The following is a 14,133-nucleotide window of genomic DNA, read 5'->3' as shown; positions in this document are numbered from 1 at the left end:
ATTCAATATTAGTTCTTATCAAATGCTTCAATAATTCCTTTAGCTACTCGTAAGGCTTCAGTACCCTGTTCTAAAGTAACTACCGGAGTTGTATCATTTTCTATTGCATCCGCAAATGTTTCCAGCTCATCTAAAATAGCATTATTAGCATCAATATCAGGGTTCTCAAAATAAATCTGCTTTCTTTCGCCCTCGGCATTCTGTAAAATCATATCAAAATCTCCAGGTACCTGAGGAGCATCTTTCATTTTTACTACCTCTACTTTTTTCTCTAAAAAGTCTACTGCTATGTATGCATCTTTTTGAAAGAAACGAGACTTACGCATGTTTTTTAAAGATATTCTACTAGCTGTTAAGTTTGCTACACAACCATTTTCAAAAACCAAACGTGCATTAGCTATATCAGGTGAATGACTAATAACTGCTACTCCACTGGCACTAATATGTTTTACCTTAGAATTAACAACACTTAAAATAGCATCTATATCATGTATCATTAAATCTAATACCACAGGTACATCTGTACCTCTAGGATTAAACTCAGCCAATCTGTGTGCTTCGATAAACATGGGTGTATTTATTTTTTCATTCACTGCAGTAAATGCAGGGTTAAATCTTTCCACATGTCCTACTTGCCCTTTTACTTTATTTTCAGTAGCAAGCTTTATGATAGACTCAGCTTCTTCAACCGTGTTCGAAATAGGTTTTTCTAAAAAAACATGTTTCTTTTTATTAATAGCCTTTACCGCACATTCGTAATGTGAAAGTGTTGGTGTAACAATATCAACAACATCTACTGCTTCTATTAAACCTTCTATTGTATCAAAATAGGTATACCCAAACTCCTCTACAATTTTCTTAGCATTGTCTTTATCAGGGTCATAAAACCCCACTAATTCGTATTTATCTGATTGATTAAGTAATCTTAAATGTATTTTTCCCAGGTGCCCCGCACCTAATACTCCAGCTTTAAGCATAAGTTTTATTCTTTTTTACAAAAATAAGGCTTCTTAAAGGTTTAGCAAGAAAATAGCGCTAGTAAACACTTCTAAAAGCACCTTGTTAGTATCTTTTTAATTTTAATAAAGGTAGTATTATTATTTTTGTCAACACAACCCAGTAAACAATGCTTAAAGATACTCCAAAACATCAAGGTAAACGTAACCAACTTATAAAGATTCTTGAACAAAAAGGTATTACCGATAAAAAAGTTCTGGAAGCTATAAAGAATATCCCAAGACATTTGTTTATGGATAGTACATTTGAAGATCATGCCTATCAAGACAAAGCATTTCCTATTGGAGCCGGGCAAACTATATCGCAACCCTTTACAGTTGCTTTTCAGACCCAATTATTACAGATACAACCCAATGATAAGGTTTTGGAAATAGGAACAGGAAGTGGGTATCAATGTGCTTTACTAGTAGCTTTAAACGCCAAAATATATTCTATAGAAAGGCAATTGGAGTTATTTAAAAAAACCAACTTATTCTTGCCTAAAATTGGTTTAAAGCCTAAGAAATTAATTTTTGGAGATGGTTATAAAGGATTACCAGCAGAAGCCCCTTTTGATAGTATTATTGTTACTGCTGGAGCACCTTTTATTCCTAAACCTCTTATGGGACAACTTAAAATTGGCGGACGCTTAGTTATTCCTGTTGGCAACGATCCTCAAATCATGACATTATTAGTTAGAAAAGGACCTAAAGAATTTGAAAAAACTACCTTTGGAGAGTTTCGATTTGTTCCTATGCTAGAAAATAAAAATTAGTTGTAATAAACAATCCATTTACCGAAATCTTTTTGTTTAGGTAATTTCTCTTTTATAAAATTAAAAGGTTCATAAATACCATATTTCTTTTTAACCAGTACATAATTTTTACCCGAACTAAGCAACTCTCTAAATCTATCCGCTTCAGCTTTTAGATACACATTTATGTGATGTTCTTTCCATGCATCATTGTCCTGAAATTGAGTTTCTCTAACCACGGTATCATGTAAGTAGTTAACCTCAAAATATTCAGTATCTGAATAAAATGGAATTGAAGAAATCATAAAGTCAAAGGCAAATATTCTTTTCCCCTCGTTAGTACTTTCATTATCTATAAAACGTACTATTGGCTTAAATGAATTTATAGCATTGTGATTCTCTTTCATAAAAAAAGTACCACTAAGAACCACTATACATAAGAAGGTACAGCCTAAACCATATATTATTTGTGGTTTGTAATTATTTCTAAGATATTTTATATATACAAAATATGTGGTGATAGTTAAAGCTACTACTATTAGTAACGGAATTAAAGTAATCACAATTCCTTCTAAGGGTAGAAAATACAGGAAAACAAAAGCTCCGGCAAAAATGCCTAGTAACACCAAATAAGAAATTTTCATAGCTTTTAGTAAGCTAAAAGAACATTCTTCTAAAGCTTTAACCAGTAGTAAAGCTATCACCCAAAATAAAGGTAAAATATAGAATATACGCTTTGTACTAAATGCCGAAAAAATGACAAAAAGTATACCTACATAATAAATAAACATTTTATCTAACCTTGTACCCTGTAAAAATATTCTTTTTATCCGAGCTACAAACCCTATTATATAGGGAAAAAGAACCCCTAAAACAATTGGGATATAAAACCAAAAAGGTTGCTCTCTATGAAAAGATTTTGAAGCCATTCTATCTACTGTCTGGTTAAGTACAAAATAATGTAACAATTCTGGTTTTTGATAAATAATTAATACATACCATAACAATCCGATTACTAAAAACAGCAGAAATCCAATAATTTGATGTATTGTTAATTTAAATTTCTCTTTTAAAACCATTCTATACAAAAACGTAAAACTATATAGATATAATAATGCAACCGGCCCCTTGGTCTCAAAAGCTAGTCCCATTAAGAAATAGTAGAGGTACAAATTCCAAACACCTTTACCCTCTTTTATATAAACAACCCAATGATAAATAGCTGCAATTATAAATAGTGTTAGAAAAACATCGGTAGTAAGATTCCTCCCTCCCATAATTAATATTGGGATTGAAAAATAACACATTGCCGTATACAATGCCATCCGCTTATTATGATATAAATGAATAACAAGCTTATAAACTAGCACTAATTGTAAAATAACCGCTATTTGTAAAAAAAATCGTGCACCAAACTCATTGATTCCAAATAGAGCATATCCGAAAGTTGTAATATAGTAAGTAACAGGAGGTTTATGATAATGGTAAATACCAAGTAATTGCGGATTTAAATAATCTCCTGAAAGTACCATTTCTCGGCTAATTTCTGCATAACGAGCTTCACTCGTTTCTGCAACTCCCCAGCCTCCTAAATTGAAAAATAAAAAAAATGCTGCCAAAGCAGCAAAAATTATAAAATAACGATGTTGCCTATAAATCATTCCCCAAAATATAAGTACAATAAATTAATAATTAAGATGTTTGGTCAAGATACTATTTAAAGAATTAACAACAACATAAAATAACTGCAAATAAAAATGAAAATTATCTTATATTTTATTAAAATACGTATATATACGTATAATTCAAAACCACTTTAATCTATATGTTTGCAATGTATTAATCATTTAATATTCCTCTCATAATAATGATTTTACAAACGAGTACTTTTCTGTGTACTACGTAAGTTTTTTAAGCAATAAGTTTTTTATTGTTTCAAGGTTTGGGGTGAAAAGCTACTGTAAAGTAGCTTTTCTTTTTTTATATTACTTATATGCTTTTTTAATCCTATCCAGGTTTCTTTTGTTATCTCTATCTTTAATAGTTTCTCTCTTATCATATAATTTTTTACCCTTAGCTAATGCTACATCCATTTTAGCCAATCCTTTATCAGTAAGAAAAACCCTTAAAGGAACAATAGTTAGACCTGCATTTTTAACCTCTTTATTTAATTTACGAAGCTCTTGCTTCTGAAGTAATAATTTACGTTCTGTCTTTGGCTTATGATTGTAATGTGTACCATAAGCATACTCTTCTATTGTCATATTCACTACAAACAATTCACCACGCTCATTAAACTCACAAAAACTTTCAGCAATAGAAGCCTTTCCTAGTCGAATCGACTTGATCTCGGTACCGGTTAATACAATCCCCGCCGTATACTTATCAAGTATTTCATATTCAAACCTAGCTCTTTTATTCTGTATGTTAATTTTTTTCTGCATAAGAATACAAAATTACAATAATTTTCAGCAATTTAATAACTACTAAAACTCCAATTAATAAAGCGTTATTCCCCCCTATAGCTCCTTAAAAAAGAAAGAGAGATACGTTTGTATCTCTCTTTACTTTATTGAAAAATATTTTTTACTAGACCAATGATAAAGCTATCTCTATCATATCTTTAAAAGTAGTTTCTCTATCTTTTGAACTTGTAGACTCTTGAGTTACCAAACTATCAGAAATAGTTAATACAGATAAAGCCTCTACACCAAACTTAGCTGCAATGGTATAAAGAGCTGCTGTTTCCATTTCTACGCAAAGTACCCCATGATTAGCCCACTTCTTATAATAATCAGGATTCTCCTGATAAAAAATATCACTACTTAAAATATTACCAGTTTTATAACTTATGTTATGATCATCGGCAAAAGCTGCCGCCTTTCTTAATAAGTTAAAACTAGCCGTTGGTGCAAATGTTTCCCCATGAAAAGTAGCATCATTAATAGCGCTGTTAGTAGATGCTGACATGGCTAAAACAATATCTCTAAGCGCTACATCTATTTGATAAGAACCTGCACTACCTACACGTATTAACTTTTTTACTCCGTAATCATTAATTAGCTCATGAGTATAAATTGCTATTGATGGAATTCCCATACCACTACCCTGAACAGAAACTCTTTTTCCATTGTAATAACCAGTATACCCTAACATACCCCTAACATTATTATACAATTTAATATCTGTTAGAAAATGTTCTGCAATCCATTTTGCTCTTAATGGATCTCCCGGAAGTAAAATAGTTTCTGCGATATCGCCAACATTGGCCTCAATATGTAAACTCATAAATTCATTTTCCGTAATTATTCTATAACCTAGTCTTCAAATCTTTCAATTACTTCCATACTTACCCCTGTATTAGAGAAACCTCCATCATGGAATAAGTTTTGCATAGTAACTTTTTTAGTTAGGTCAGAGAATAAAGTTACTGTATAATCAGCACAGTCTTGAGCAGTTGCATTACCTAGTGGAGACATTTTTTCTGCATAAGCAATAAATCCACCAAAGCCTTTAACTCCTTGTCCTGCTGTTGTTGGTGTAGGAGATTGTGAAATTGTGTTTACACGTACATTTTTATCCTTACCAAAGAAATAACCAAAGCTACGAGCAATAGACTCTAAATATGCTTTGTTATCAGCCATATCATTATAATCAGGAAAAGTTCTTTGTGCAGCCATATACGTTAATGCTACAATACTTCCCCACTCGTTCATAGCATCTTGCTTATATAAGGTTTGCATTACTTTATGAAAAGAAACAGCAGAAACATCCCATCCTTTGGTTGTAAAATCATAGTTCTGATCAGTATAATGACGACCTTTTCTAACATTAACAGACATCCCTATTGAATGTAGTACAAAATCAATCTTACCTCCTAAGATTTCCATAGATTTAGTAATTAAGTTCTCTAAATCTTCTGCACTAGTAGCATCAGCAGGAATAATTTCTGAACCTGTTTTATCAGCAAGTTCTTGTATTTGTCCCATTCTCATAGCAATAGGGGCATTTGTTAAAACAAATGTACCACCTTCCTGATGTACTCTTTCAGCTGTTTTCCACGCGATAGAGTTTTCGTCTAACGCACCAAATATGATTCCTTTTTTTCCTTTTAGTAAATTATACATGTTCCTATGTTTATTTCTTAATTTCTAACCCACAAAGATAGTTTAATTTTTTAACTCAAAAGTTCTTTCGCATGTGTTAAGGCCGATTCTGTAACTTTTTCTCCTCCAAGCATTTGTGCCAACTCAGTTATTCGCTCTTGTTTTGTTAGTGATTTTAAATTACTTGTAGTACCCAGTAAAGTACTCTCTTTATACACCTTAAAATGCGTATTTCCTTTAGCTGCTACTTGGGGTAAATGTGTAATACAAAACACCTGCATATGCTCACTCATAGATTTCATTATATCTGCCATCTTAATTGCAATTTCTCCAGAAACTCCGGTATCTATCTCATCAAACATAATAGTTGGCAACTTCATATATTTTGACAGAATTGATTTTATGGCTAGCATAATTCTAGACAATTCACCTCCTGATGCAACTTTCTTTAAATCCCCAAAATGCCCTCCTTTATTGGCTGAGAATAAAAATGTAAGATGATCTTTCCCATTTAATAAATACCTATCCTGTAACGTAACTTCAATTTTAAATTTAGCATTAGGCATCCCTAAATCACTTATAATAGCCTCTAGTTCTTTAACTAAAACAGGAATTGCTTTCTTGCGAGCTTTATGGATTTTAGTAGCTAAAGCATCTAATTTATTTTCGAGGTTGGTTAATTCCAATTGTTTTTCTGCAATCGCTTCTTCTGCATTTTCTGTTACCGAAACTTTCTTCTCTAAACTGGCCTTAACCTCTAATAATTCAGCTATACCAGAAACACCATGTTTCTTCTCTAAAGCAAATAATTTATGTAAGGTTACCTGTAACTTTTCTAAAGTAACCGGATCTGATTCTAACCCCTCCTCTAAAGTAATCAGTTCGGTATTAATATCATCTACCTCTATAAGTATAGATTGAATTCGCTCATTTAACGCATTATAAACACTTCCAAAAGGCGCTAGTTTACCAAACACTTGTTTTAACTCTGTCACCGTAATTTGCAGCCCTACTTCTTCTACATTTATTAACTGTAACGAATGTGCTAGTTTCTCTCTAATATCCTCTACATTAGAAAGCTGATCATAAGTAGACTCAAGTTCTTCTTTATTTAAGGTTTCTAATTTTAACTCTTGTAATTCCTTTAATAAAAAAGTGTTGTACTCGTATTCTTTAGCTGCCTCTTGTTGTTCCGCTATAAGCTTTTTGTATGCAGATTTGGTTTTATTATAAACACTCAAAAGAGATTTGTAGTCTGAAATAGTATTAAAATTAGATGAAACAGCATCTATGATGGAATACTGAAACTCTTCCTCTGTAAGTTCAAGTGTCTGATGCTGAGAATGTACATCAATCAACCTAACTCCCAAATTATTTAGTACAGATAACTTCACAGGGGTATCATTAATAAAAGCTCTAGACTTACCGCTAGGTAAAATCTCTCTTCTAACAATAGTTTCTTTTTCATAATCTACATCATTATCCTCAAAGAACAATTGTAAATTATAATCGGCTATCTGAAAAGCTGCCTCGATTACACATTTCTCTTCCTTGGATTTTAACACCGTAAGATCTGCGCGTTTACCTAAAACCAAAGACAAGCCTCCTAACAATATAGATTTACCTGCACCTGTTTCCCCGGTAATAATAGTATAGCCACGAGAGAACTTAACTTTAAGTTCATCTATTAAGGCATAATTTTTTATAGAAAGTGAAGTTAACAATAATACTCAATTTAGAGTTCAAATATAATTGTTATTTTGTTGAGAATAAAACGCCTAATATTCTATTTTTCGCCAATAAGTCTTATATGTTGGCATAAGTTGATTTAGCGAGTTCGTAAGTTGTGTAGTATTCATTTCAGGACCTCCTGTAAATAACTGAACTATTTCATCTGTTTTAGAATCGAAGAAAGTTTGCAAAAGATATGAATTAGGACGTCTGGCATTCATACTTTTAAACAACTGTAAACTTGATGCTATAGTCTTTTTTGCAGCCTCTGGCTTAGATTCCATTCTATCTAACCCTTTTAAATGATAGTTGTATAATACCGTTCTATATTCTCTATAAAAATTAGATGTAAGATTGTCTATCAACATATATCTTGTTCTATCACCATCATTTTGTTTCCAACCTAAAAAATTGCTACTCTGAGCTATATTAACAATTTTCTTTGCCTCATTATAATACATTGTACCTCCACGCATTTTAAACGAATCGGCATCAACACCTAAAATAACATACGCATAAAACGCTAAAACAGAGGTTAAATTAGATTCAAATCTGTTCGAATTATAATACAATGGCTCAAATTCCTGATATGTAAAAGAAAACTGCTTATCATTTATATTTAAAATAGGAGTCGTATACGAAGAGTTAAAAACAGGTCTTGAAGATTGCACTTGGATTGAGCCTGAAAAACTATTATCGGAATACGAATCTACAATAATCTGCATATTGCATTTGATGCGTTCCTTTGGCTTAAAAGTTTTGTTAGTCCATTTTTTACTATTCATAAACTCATTAAGAGCCGTTTCTAATGTTGCAAATATCTGCTTATTTGTTTGTCCTACCTTTTGGGAATTAACGGTAACAATACAACTCAGCTCTTGACTATATGATACTACAGTACAAACTAAAAAAACAACCAAGAAAAACTTACGCATGTAATCTGATAATTATTTCGTTAAATATATCTTTTGCCACTTCATCTTTCGATTTAACGTCAAAAGGTGTTACTGAATCGGCATCAATAAAGGTAATCTTATTTGTTGGTTTTCCAAAACCAGCACCTTTATCGTTTAAAGAATTTAGAACTATAGCATCTAACTTTTTTCTAGTCAGTTTTCCTTTAGCATTCTCCAATTCATTTTCAGTTTCTAAAGCAAAACCAACTAAAAACTGTTTCGATTTAGTATCCCCTAACGATGCTAAAATATCCTTTGTAGGCGCTAGTTCTATTGATAACGTAGAAGTACTCTTTTTTATTTTCTGTTCTGCTACATTTGCCGGCTTATAATCTGCAACTGCCGCAGCAAGAATAGCAATATCCACAGCACTATAATACTCATGAACGGCATCATACATTTCCTGCGCACTTGTTACTCTAATTAAATGTACCGGAGCATTGGGTTGCATATGCGTAGGACCCGAAACTAAAATAACTTCAGCTCCTAGCCTGTGTGCCTCTTCTGCAATAGCATATCCCATTTTACCCGAAGAATGGTTCCCTATAAACCTAACTGGGTCTATAGCCTCATAAGTTGGCCCTGCTGTAATAAGTACTTTTTTTCCATGCAAAGGCGCATGCTTAGCCAAATCTTTTTCAAGAAATGCTACTATATTTTCTGGCTCTGCCATACGACCTTCTCCAACTAAACCACTGGCCAATTCACCCGATTCAGACGGAATCATATTATTCCCGAAAGACTCCAGAATTTTAAACGTATTCTTTGTACTTTCATGCTTAAACATGTCTAAATCCATAGCCGGAGCAAAATACACAGGACATTTTGCAGACCTGTACACAGTAAGCAATAAATTATCACTATCGCCCGTAGCCATTTTTGCTAACGTATTAATAGTAGCTGGTGCAATAAGCATGAGGTCTGCCCATAATCCTAATTCCACATGATTTGTCCACTCACCAGAATGAGTATCTTTAACAAAATCTGAATATACTGGATTTTTAGAAAGGGTAGAAAGCACTAAAGGCGTCACAAATTCTTTGGCATTTTTTGTCATTACCACCTGAACCTGTGCGCCAGCTTTAATAAATAAACGTACTAAATATGTAGTTTTATAAGCGGCAATACCGCCGGTAACTCCTAACAGGATTTTTTTACCGCTTAAAAAAGACATTGTTCGTATTATTTTTCTGTGTTTCTAAAATAAATTTTACCATCTAACCACTCTTCTACTGCAAGCGTATGTGGTTTTGGTAATTTTTCGTAATACTTAGAAACCTCGATTTGTTCTTTATTTTCAAAAATCTCTTCTAAGCTATCATTGTATGTTGCAAACTCATCTAACTTTTCAATTAGCTCCTTTTTAATTTCAGAGTTAATTTGAATTGAACGCTTAGCAACAATAGCAATAGCTTCATAAATATTTTGTGTTGATGCATCAAACTCATTTTTATCATAAGTAACGGTTGATACAGGTGCTTCAGTTTTCTTTAAATTACTCATTCTCTCTTGTAATATTTATGATCTTTTACTTAATTCTTCTTTAATATCTTCTTGTATCTTACTTGCCTGATCTGCAAATGTAGTATTTGGGAAATACTTTAACAAATCATCATAAGCTTCCTGAGCTTCTAACAACCTATCTTTAATTAAATATTCGTAACTATTTATAGCCAATTTATACGAAGCATCTAATTTCACAAATAAAGCCTCTTCCTTGTAAGATGACCCTGGATAATCTAATAGAAAATTATCTATTGATTTAATACTCGACTTATAATAATATGTTTTACTATAGTTCTTAGCTATCTCTAGCTCTTTCTTTTCAAGCTTACTTGTAAGTTTCTGAACCATTTCATTGGCCTCCGATAAAAACTCAGATTGCGGATAATTATTAATAAACCCTTGAAGTTTATTTAATGCTGAATATGTATCCGCCTGATCAATAGAAAAAACAGGAGACAACATATACGATGACTTTGCGGAATAAAACGCGGCTTCTTCCGATTTCTGACTATTAGGATATGATGTTGAAAAACGCTCAAACTGATATGCAGCTGTATAGTAATCCTCATCTTTATATAAAGCATCTGCATACATGAAAACTACTCTTTCCCCTTGAGGTTTACCAGCATATTTAGGTAATATTTGTTCAAACAGTCTATTCGCTTTTGGATATTTACCTTCTTTGTATAAACTTTCAGCTAAATCGTACTTAACCTTTACATCTTCACTTTTAAGTGCTTTTTGATAAGAGCTACAAGAAGTTGCAACAATAAATACTATAACTAAGTAACCTACGTATTTCATATTTTTAAACATTCTGCAAAATTAGATATTTTAATGGTATTACAAAAGATTTTTTGCTCGGCTAAAATATACTTTTAAAGTGTGTATAAATAGTACAAACCTAAACTTTAACTTTATTTTTGTATTGTGCTATTAAACTTACCATGATCAAACTCCATTACACCTTCTTCATTAAAGGTAAATGCCTTTTCAAAACGGCTGTCTAAAAGTAATTCATTAAGCACATAAGAATGCACTTGGTGTACCTCCTGATTAAAAGAATCATCGTAATACGAGATTAATATAACGATCTCTGCATGTAATTGTTTTAATTCTTCTAAAGAATAATTAATTAAAGGGCTTTTATCATTAATAGGATGAACTACTGTCCAAGTAGTAGATAAATAGGTTATGGTATCTCTTTCAAGCTCTAAGTTATAAAAATTACTTTTATAACGATCTCCTACTAAGTCCGATTTTAATAATATCACATCTACTTTAGGTCTAATCATAGCAGCTCTTCGGGTATTCATAATTCTAAACATTATGCTATTTACTCCACGATGTTCATTTAGTACTACATGCTCGCTAAAATCCAAACTCGCTTTGGGTTTTGAAAATCTACCATACAACAATCCTGTAACAAACGAAAAACAAATAAGCCCTAACATCGCCTCAAATGAAGAAATAAGCCCCGTAACAATCCCTTCGGGTGAAATACCTCCATATCCTACAGTAGTAATCGTTTGTGCAGAAAAGAAAAAAGCATTAAAAAAATCATGACCTAAACTAGCTGTAGAAGGAGTAAGATTCTCTATACCTATAAGCAAATAGATTAGTGCAAATACAATATTTATAACTGTATAGGAAACTATTACCAGTATAAAAAATTTCAGCCACGATATATCTATTAAATAGCTATACGCGGCTGAAATATTTCTTTTTTTATTTAAATGCTTAATATTTAACGTTCCGTCTTTGTTTACGTAACGTTGCATATTACGCGTTGAAAAATTACCAAAACCTGGATCGTTGAGCCTTTTAAACATTACACTGATATAGCATTAAAAGCTTCTGTAAAACGCACTAATTTAGCATATAAATGTTCTGATGCTGGTACCAATGGTAAACGAACTGATTTAGAACACACTCCATGTATTTCTAATAACGCTTTAATACCAGCCGGATTTCCTTCTTCAAAAATATAATCAATACACTTCATTAATTTATATTGAAGAGAAAATGCTTCTTTATGTTTACCTAACAATCCTAAACGAATCATCTCTGAAAACTCTTTGGGAACACCTTGACCTATTACTGAAATAACACCAGCTCCTCCGGCTAAAACCATTGGCAATGCCATCATATCATCTCCCGAAATAACTAGGAAATCCTTAGGCATTGCATTTAAAATTCGCATTGCTTGTGTTAAATCACCAGATGCTTCCTTCACCCCTATGATATTATCAAATTCGTGTGCCAAACGTAATACCGTTGAAGGTAACACATTAGAGCCCGTTCTTGCTGGTACATTATATAATATAATAGGTAGCGGAGAGTTCTCAGCTACCATTTTAAAATGCTGATAAATACCTTCCTGTGTTGGTTTATTATAATAAGGAGAAACCGATAATATAGCATCGAAACCATGCATATCTGTTGTAGTCAACTCGTACACCAACTCAGCAGTATTATTACTCCCCATTCCTAAAACCATAGGAACTCTTCCGTTATTTACAGTTCTAACGGTACTTATAACTAACTGTTTTTCCTCCTTATTTAAAGTAGCTGTCTCTGCAGTAGAACCCAAAACAACAAGGTATTCTACTCCTCTATCTATAACATAGTTTACCAAACGCTCTAATGCCTCTACATCAACCGCATTATCTTCTCTGAAAGGAGTCACTAAAGCAACACCTGTCCCTAAAAATTTTGATCGCATCTCTACTTCTTTATTACTTTCAAATAATTCTTTAACATTTCAAAAAACTGCGTTGTTTTATCAAAATCACAGTTCAATATCAAATCATTACAATTCTTATCAATAGTTGGAAAACCAACTTTAATAGATGCTTTAGTCAAGGTTGAAACCAACACTAACTCATACACCTCTTCAGAAAAGTAATTAATTAACACATCATACTTTTTATTCACAAACCCAGAAAGAGGCTCACTCTTTAATTTACCAATTAACCCCACCTCCTTCTTTTGATATACCGGTATTACATATTCTATTTCTACTTCTTTTTTCTTTACATAACCTATTACTTCGAGTGATGCATTTTTTAACGCTAACGTTTTAAATGCTGTAAATAAAAGATTAGGATTTTTAAAGTTATCTAAGTCCACTAAAATGGCAACTTTCTTTATCTCATTAAATTCAAATCTGACAGTATCATTATCTCTCGCCCCATTTCTTAATTTATTGATAATTTTTTTCCTTACACCATCTAATATCATCTAATTTTATTATTTTCCTGATTACAAATTTATTAAATATTTTTTTTTAAAACTTTGTTATATAACTATTTTTTAAACTATGGAAATCAAACATTTTGTTATAATTATAACATTATTTTTATCTTTTAGCTGTTCCAAAGAACCGCAAAAATTAAGGGAAATAAAAGCATCCCAAATTAATATTAACGATTCTTTAAGTCAAGTTACTGAGATAGAAAATTTTATAAAACCCAAAAGAGACTATATAAAATCTGACCTTAACAAAGTTTTGTGCTACAACCCTGAATACTTAAGTAAAAAAGCGATTAACCTAAATACAGCACTCGGAAATCTAATGGCCGACATAGTATACGAGCAGGTCAATCCTATTTTTCATGAGCGCACTCAAAAAGATATTGATTTTGTCTTATTAAATTACGGCGGTATTAGAGCCACTATTCCAGAAGGTAACGTTACTACAAGAACCGCCTATGAGGTAATGCCTTTTGAAAACTCTATTGAAGTTGTTGAATTACCTTATGAAGCTATTTTAAAAATAGCCGATTACTTAATTAAAAACAAAAAAGCACATCCTGTATCCAAACAATTTCATCTTGAAATTAGTCCTACCGATGCTATACGAAATTATACAATTAAAGGTGAAATACCTAATAAGAACCAAACTTATAATGTTGCTACCTCAGACTATCTTTTATCAGGAGGAGATAATATGGAATTTTTCAAAGATTCTATCCAAACTACCTCTCTAGACTATTTAATTAGAAAAGCCATGATTGACTATTTCGCTAAACAAGATACCTTAAAAACGGCAACCGATAAAAGACTATACCTTTATAAATAG

General features: G+C 32.1%; 15 protein-coding genes. 2 read left to right on the top strand and 13 right to left on the bottom strand.

Annotated elements, in window-relative coordinates; translation table 11 throughout:
* Positions 1–8: 8 nt before the first annotated feature.
* Positions 9–977 (bottom strand): Gfo/Idh/MocA family protein, encoded by a 969-nt coding sequence (locus tag NBRC110019_RS01315; RefSeq protein WP_281751537.1) that lies wholly within the window; start codon positions 975–977, stop codon positions 9–11.
* 149 nt (positions 978–1,126) lie between these two features.
* Between NBRC110019_RS01315 and NBRC110019_RS01310 the strand changes: the two genes are divergently transcribed.
* Positions 1,127–1,771: a protein-L-isoaspartate(D-aspartate) O-methyltransferase gene (locus NBRC110019_RS01310; protein ID WP_281751535.1), complete on the top strand. Its 645-nt coding sequence runs from the start codon at positions 1,127–1,129 to the stop codon at positions 1,769–1,771.
* On the opposite strand, the gene NBRC110019_RS01305 is transcribed toward NBRC110019_RS01310, so the two are convergent.
* From NBRC110019_RS01305 to NBRC110019_RS01250, 12 genes are all read right to left on the bottom strand, one after another.
* Positions 1,768–3,411, bottom strand: a complete 1,644-nt coding sequence (locus NBRC110019_RS01305) for an ArnT family glycosyltransferase (RefSeq protein WP_281751533.1) — start codon at positions 3,409–3,411, stop codon at positions 1,768–1,770. The two genes, NBRC110019_RS01310 and NBRC110019_RS01305, sit on opposite strands and share 4 nt — an antisense overlap.
* 324 nt (positions 3,412–3,735) lie before the next feature.
* Complete coding sequence (gene smpB, locus NBRC110019_RS01300) at positions 3,736–4,194, bottom strand: SsrA-binding protein SmpB (RefSeq protein ID WP_281751531.1); 459 nt, start codon at positions 4,192–4,194, stop codon at positions 3,736–3,738.
* 145 nt (positions 4,195–4,339) lie between these two features.
* Positions 4,340–5,038, bottom strand: coding sequence for a purine-nucleoside phosphorylase (deoD, locus tag NBRC110019_RS01295; protein ID WP_281751529.1), 699 nt, complete (start codon positions 5,036–5,038; stop codon positions 4,340–4,342).
* Between the two features lie 29 nt (positions 5,039–5,067).
* Positions 5,068–5,877: an enoyl-ACP reductase FabI gene (locus NBRC110019_RS01290; RefSeq protein WP_281751527.1), complete on the bottom strand. Its 810-nt coding sequence runs from the start codon at positions 5,875–5,877 to the stop codon at positions 5,068–5,070.
* 50 nt (positions 5,878–5,927) lie between these two features.
* Positions 5,928–7,580: a DNA repair protein RecN gene (recN, locus tag NBRC110019_RS01285; protein WP_281751525.1), complete on the bottom strand. Its 1,653-nt coding sequence runs from the start codon at positions 7,578–7,580 to the stop codon at positions 5,928–5,930.
* A 54-nt stretch (positions 7,581–7,634) separates the two neighbouring features.
* A complete protein-coding gene (gene porD / locus NBRC110019_RS01280) occupies positions 7,635–8,522 on the bottom strand; it encodes a type IX secretion system protein PorD (protein ID WP_281751522.1) in 888 nt (295 codons plus the stop codon).
* Complete coding sequence (gene coaBC, locus NBRC110019_RS01275) at positions 8,515–9,717, bottom strand: bifunctional phosphopantothenoylcysteine decarboxylase/phosphopantothenate--cysteine ligase CoaBC (RefSeq protein WP_281751520.1); 1,203 nt, start codon at positions 9,715–9,717, stop codon at positions 8,515–8,517. The genes porD and coaBC overlap by 8 nt, the downstream gene beginning before the upstream one ends.
* A gap of 8 nt (positions 9,718–9,725) precedes the next feature.
* The gene (locus tag NBRC110019_RS01270) at positions 9,726–10,046 is read right to left on the bottom strand and encodes a DNA-directed RNA polymerase subunit omega (protein ID WP_281751518.1); all 321 of its coding nucleotides are present in this window, start codon (positions 10,044–10,046) and stop codon (positions 9,726–9,728) included.
* 15 nt (positions 10,047–10,061) lie between these two features.
* The gene (locus NBRC110019_RS01265; RefSeq protein ID WP_281751516.1) at positions 10,062–10,853 is read right to left on the bottom strand and encodes an outer membrane protein assembly factor BamD; all 792 of its coding nucleotides are present in this window, start codon (positions 10,851–10,853) and stop codon (positions 10,062–10,064) included.
* A 113-nt stretch (positions 10,854–10,966) separates the two neighbouring features.
* The gene (locus NBRC110019_RS01260) at positions 10,967–11,881 is read right to left on the bottom strand and encodes an ion channel (protein ID WP_281751514.1); all 915 of its coding nucleotides are present in this window, start codon (positions 11,879–11,881) and stop codon (positions 10,967–10,969) included.
* Positions 11,881–12,774, bottom strand: coding sequence for a 4-hydroxy-tetrahydrodipicolinate synthase (gene dapA / locus NBRC110019_RS01255; RefSeq protein ID WP_281751512.1), 894 nt, complete (start codon positions 12,772–12,774; stop codon positions 11,881–11,883). Before dapA ends, NBRC110019_RS01260 begins: the two co-directional genes overlap by 1 nt.
* Before the next feature lie 2 nt (positions 12,775–12,776).
* On the bottom strand, positions 12,777–13,292 hold the full coding sequence (locus NBRC110019_RS01250; RefSeq protein WP_281751510.1) for a DUF6913 domain-containing protein: 516 nt from the start codon (positions 13,290–13,292) through the stop codon (positions 12,777–12,779).
* A 79-nt stretch (positions 13,293–13,371) separates the two neighbouring features.
* Here NBRC110019_RS01250 and NBRC110019_RS01245 point away from each other — a divergent pair, with 79 nt between their 5' ends.
* The gene (locus tag NBRC110019_RS01245; RefSeq protein WP_281751508.1) at positions 13,372–14,133 is read left to right on the top strand and encodes a 5'-nucleotidase C-terminal domain-containing protein; all 762 of its coding nucleotides are present in this window, start codon (positions 13,372–13,374) and stop codon (positions 14,131–14,133) included.

This window comes from Neptunitalea chrysea, assembly GCF_027924145.1.
In the GTDB taxonomy this organism is placed as follows: Bacteria; Bacteroidota; Bacteroidia; order Flavobacteriales; family Flavobacteriaceae; genus Neptunitalea; species Neptunitalea chrysea.
Note: the sequence above shows the minus strand (reverse complement) of the source record. Positions and strands in the feature narration are given on the sequence as shown.

Excerpts from the sequence above, each read along its gene's own strand:
- NBRC110019_RS01315 (WP_281751537.1), bottom strand. The coding sequence starts at position 977 with ATGCTTAAAGCTGGAGTATTAGGTGCGGGGCACCTGGGAAAAATACAT.
- NBRC110019_RS01310 (WP_281751535.1), top strand. The coding sequence starts at position 1,127 with ATGCTTAAAGATACTCCAAAACATCAAGGTAAACGTAACCAACTTATA.
- NBRC110019_RS01305 (WP_281751533.1), bottom strand. The coding sequence starts at position 3,411 with ATGATTTATAGGCAACATCGTTATTTTATAATTTTTGCTGCTTTGGCA.
- smpB (WP_281751531.1), bottom strand. The coding sequence starts at position 4,194 with ATGCAGAAAAAAATTAACATACAGAATAAAAGAGCTAGGTTTGAATAT.
- deoD (WP_281751529.1), bottom strand. The coding sequence starts at position 5,038 with ATGAGTTTACATATTGAGGCCAATGTTGGCGATATCGCAGAAACTATT.
- NBRC110019_RS01290 (WP_281751527.1), bottom strand. The coding sequence starts at position 5,877 with ATGTATAATTTACTAAAAGGAAAAAAAGGAATCATATTTGGTGCGTTA.
- porD (WP_281751522.1), bottom strand. The coding sequence starts at position 8,522 with ATGCGTAAGTTTTTCTTGGTTGTTTTTTTAGTTTGTACTGTAGTATCA.
- coaBC (WP_281751520.1), bottom strand. The coding sequence starts at position 9,717 with ATGTCTTTTTTAAGCGGTAAAAAAATCCTGTTAGGAGTTACCGGCGGT.
- NBRC110019_RS01270 (WP_281751518.1), bottom strand. The coding sequence starts at position 10,046 with ATGAGTAATTTAAAGAAAACTGAAGCACCTGTATCAACCGTTACTTAT.
- NBRC110019_RS01265 (WP_281751516.1), bottom strand. The coding sequence starts at position 10,853 with ATGAAATACGTAGGTTACTTAGTTATAGTATTTATTGTTGCAACTTCT.
- NBRC110019_RS01260 (WP_281751514.1), bottom strand. The coding sequence starts at position 11,881 with ATGTTTAAAAGGCTCAACGATCCAGGTTTTGGTAATTTTTCAACGCGT.
- dapA (WP_281751512.1), bottom strand. The coding sequence starts at position 12,774 with ATGCGATCAAAATTTTTAGGGACAGGTGTTGCTTTAGTGACTCCTTTC.
- NBRC110019_RS01250 (WP_281751510.1), bottom strand. The coding sequence starts at position 13,292 with ATGATATTAGATGGTGTAAGGAAAAAAATTATCAATAAATTAAGAAAT.
- NBRC110019_RS01245 (WP_281751508.1), top strand. The coding sequence starts at position 13,372 with ATGGAAATCAAACATTTTGTTATAATTATAACATTATTTTTATCTTTT.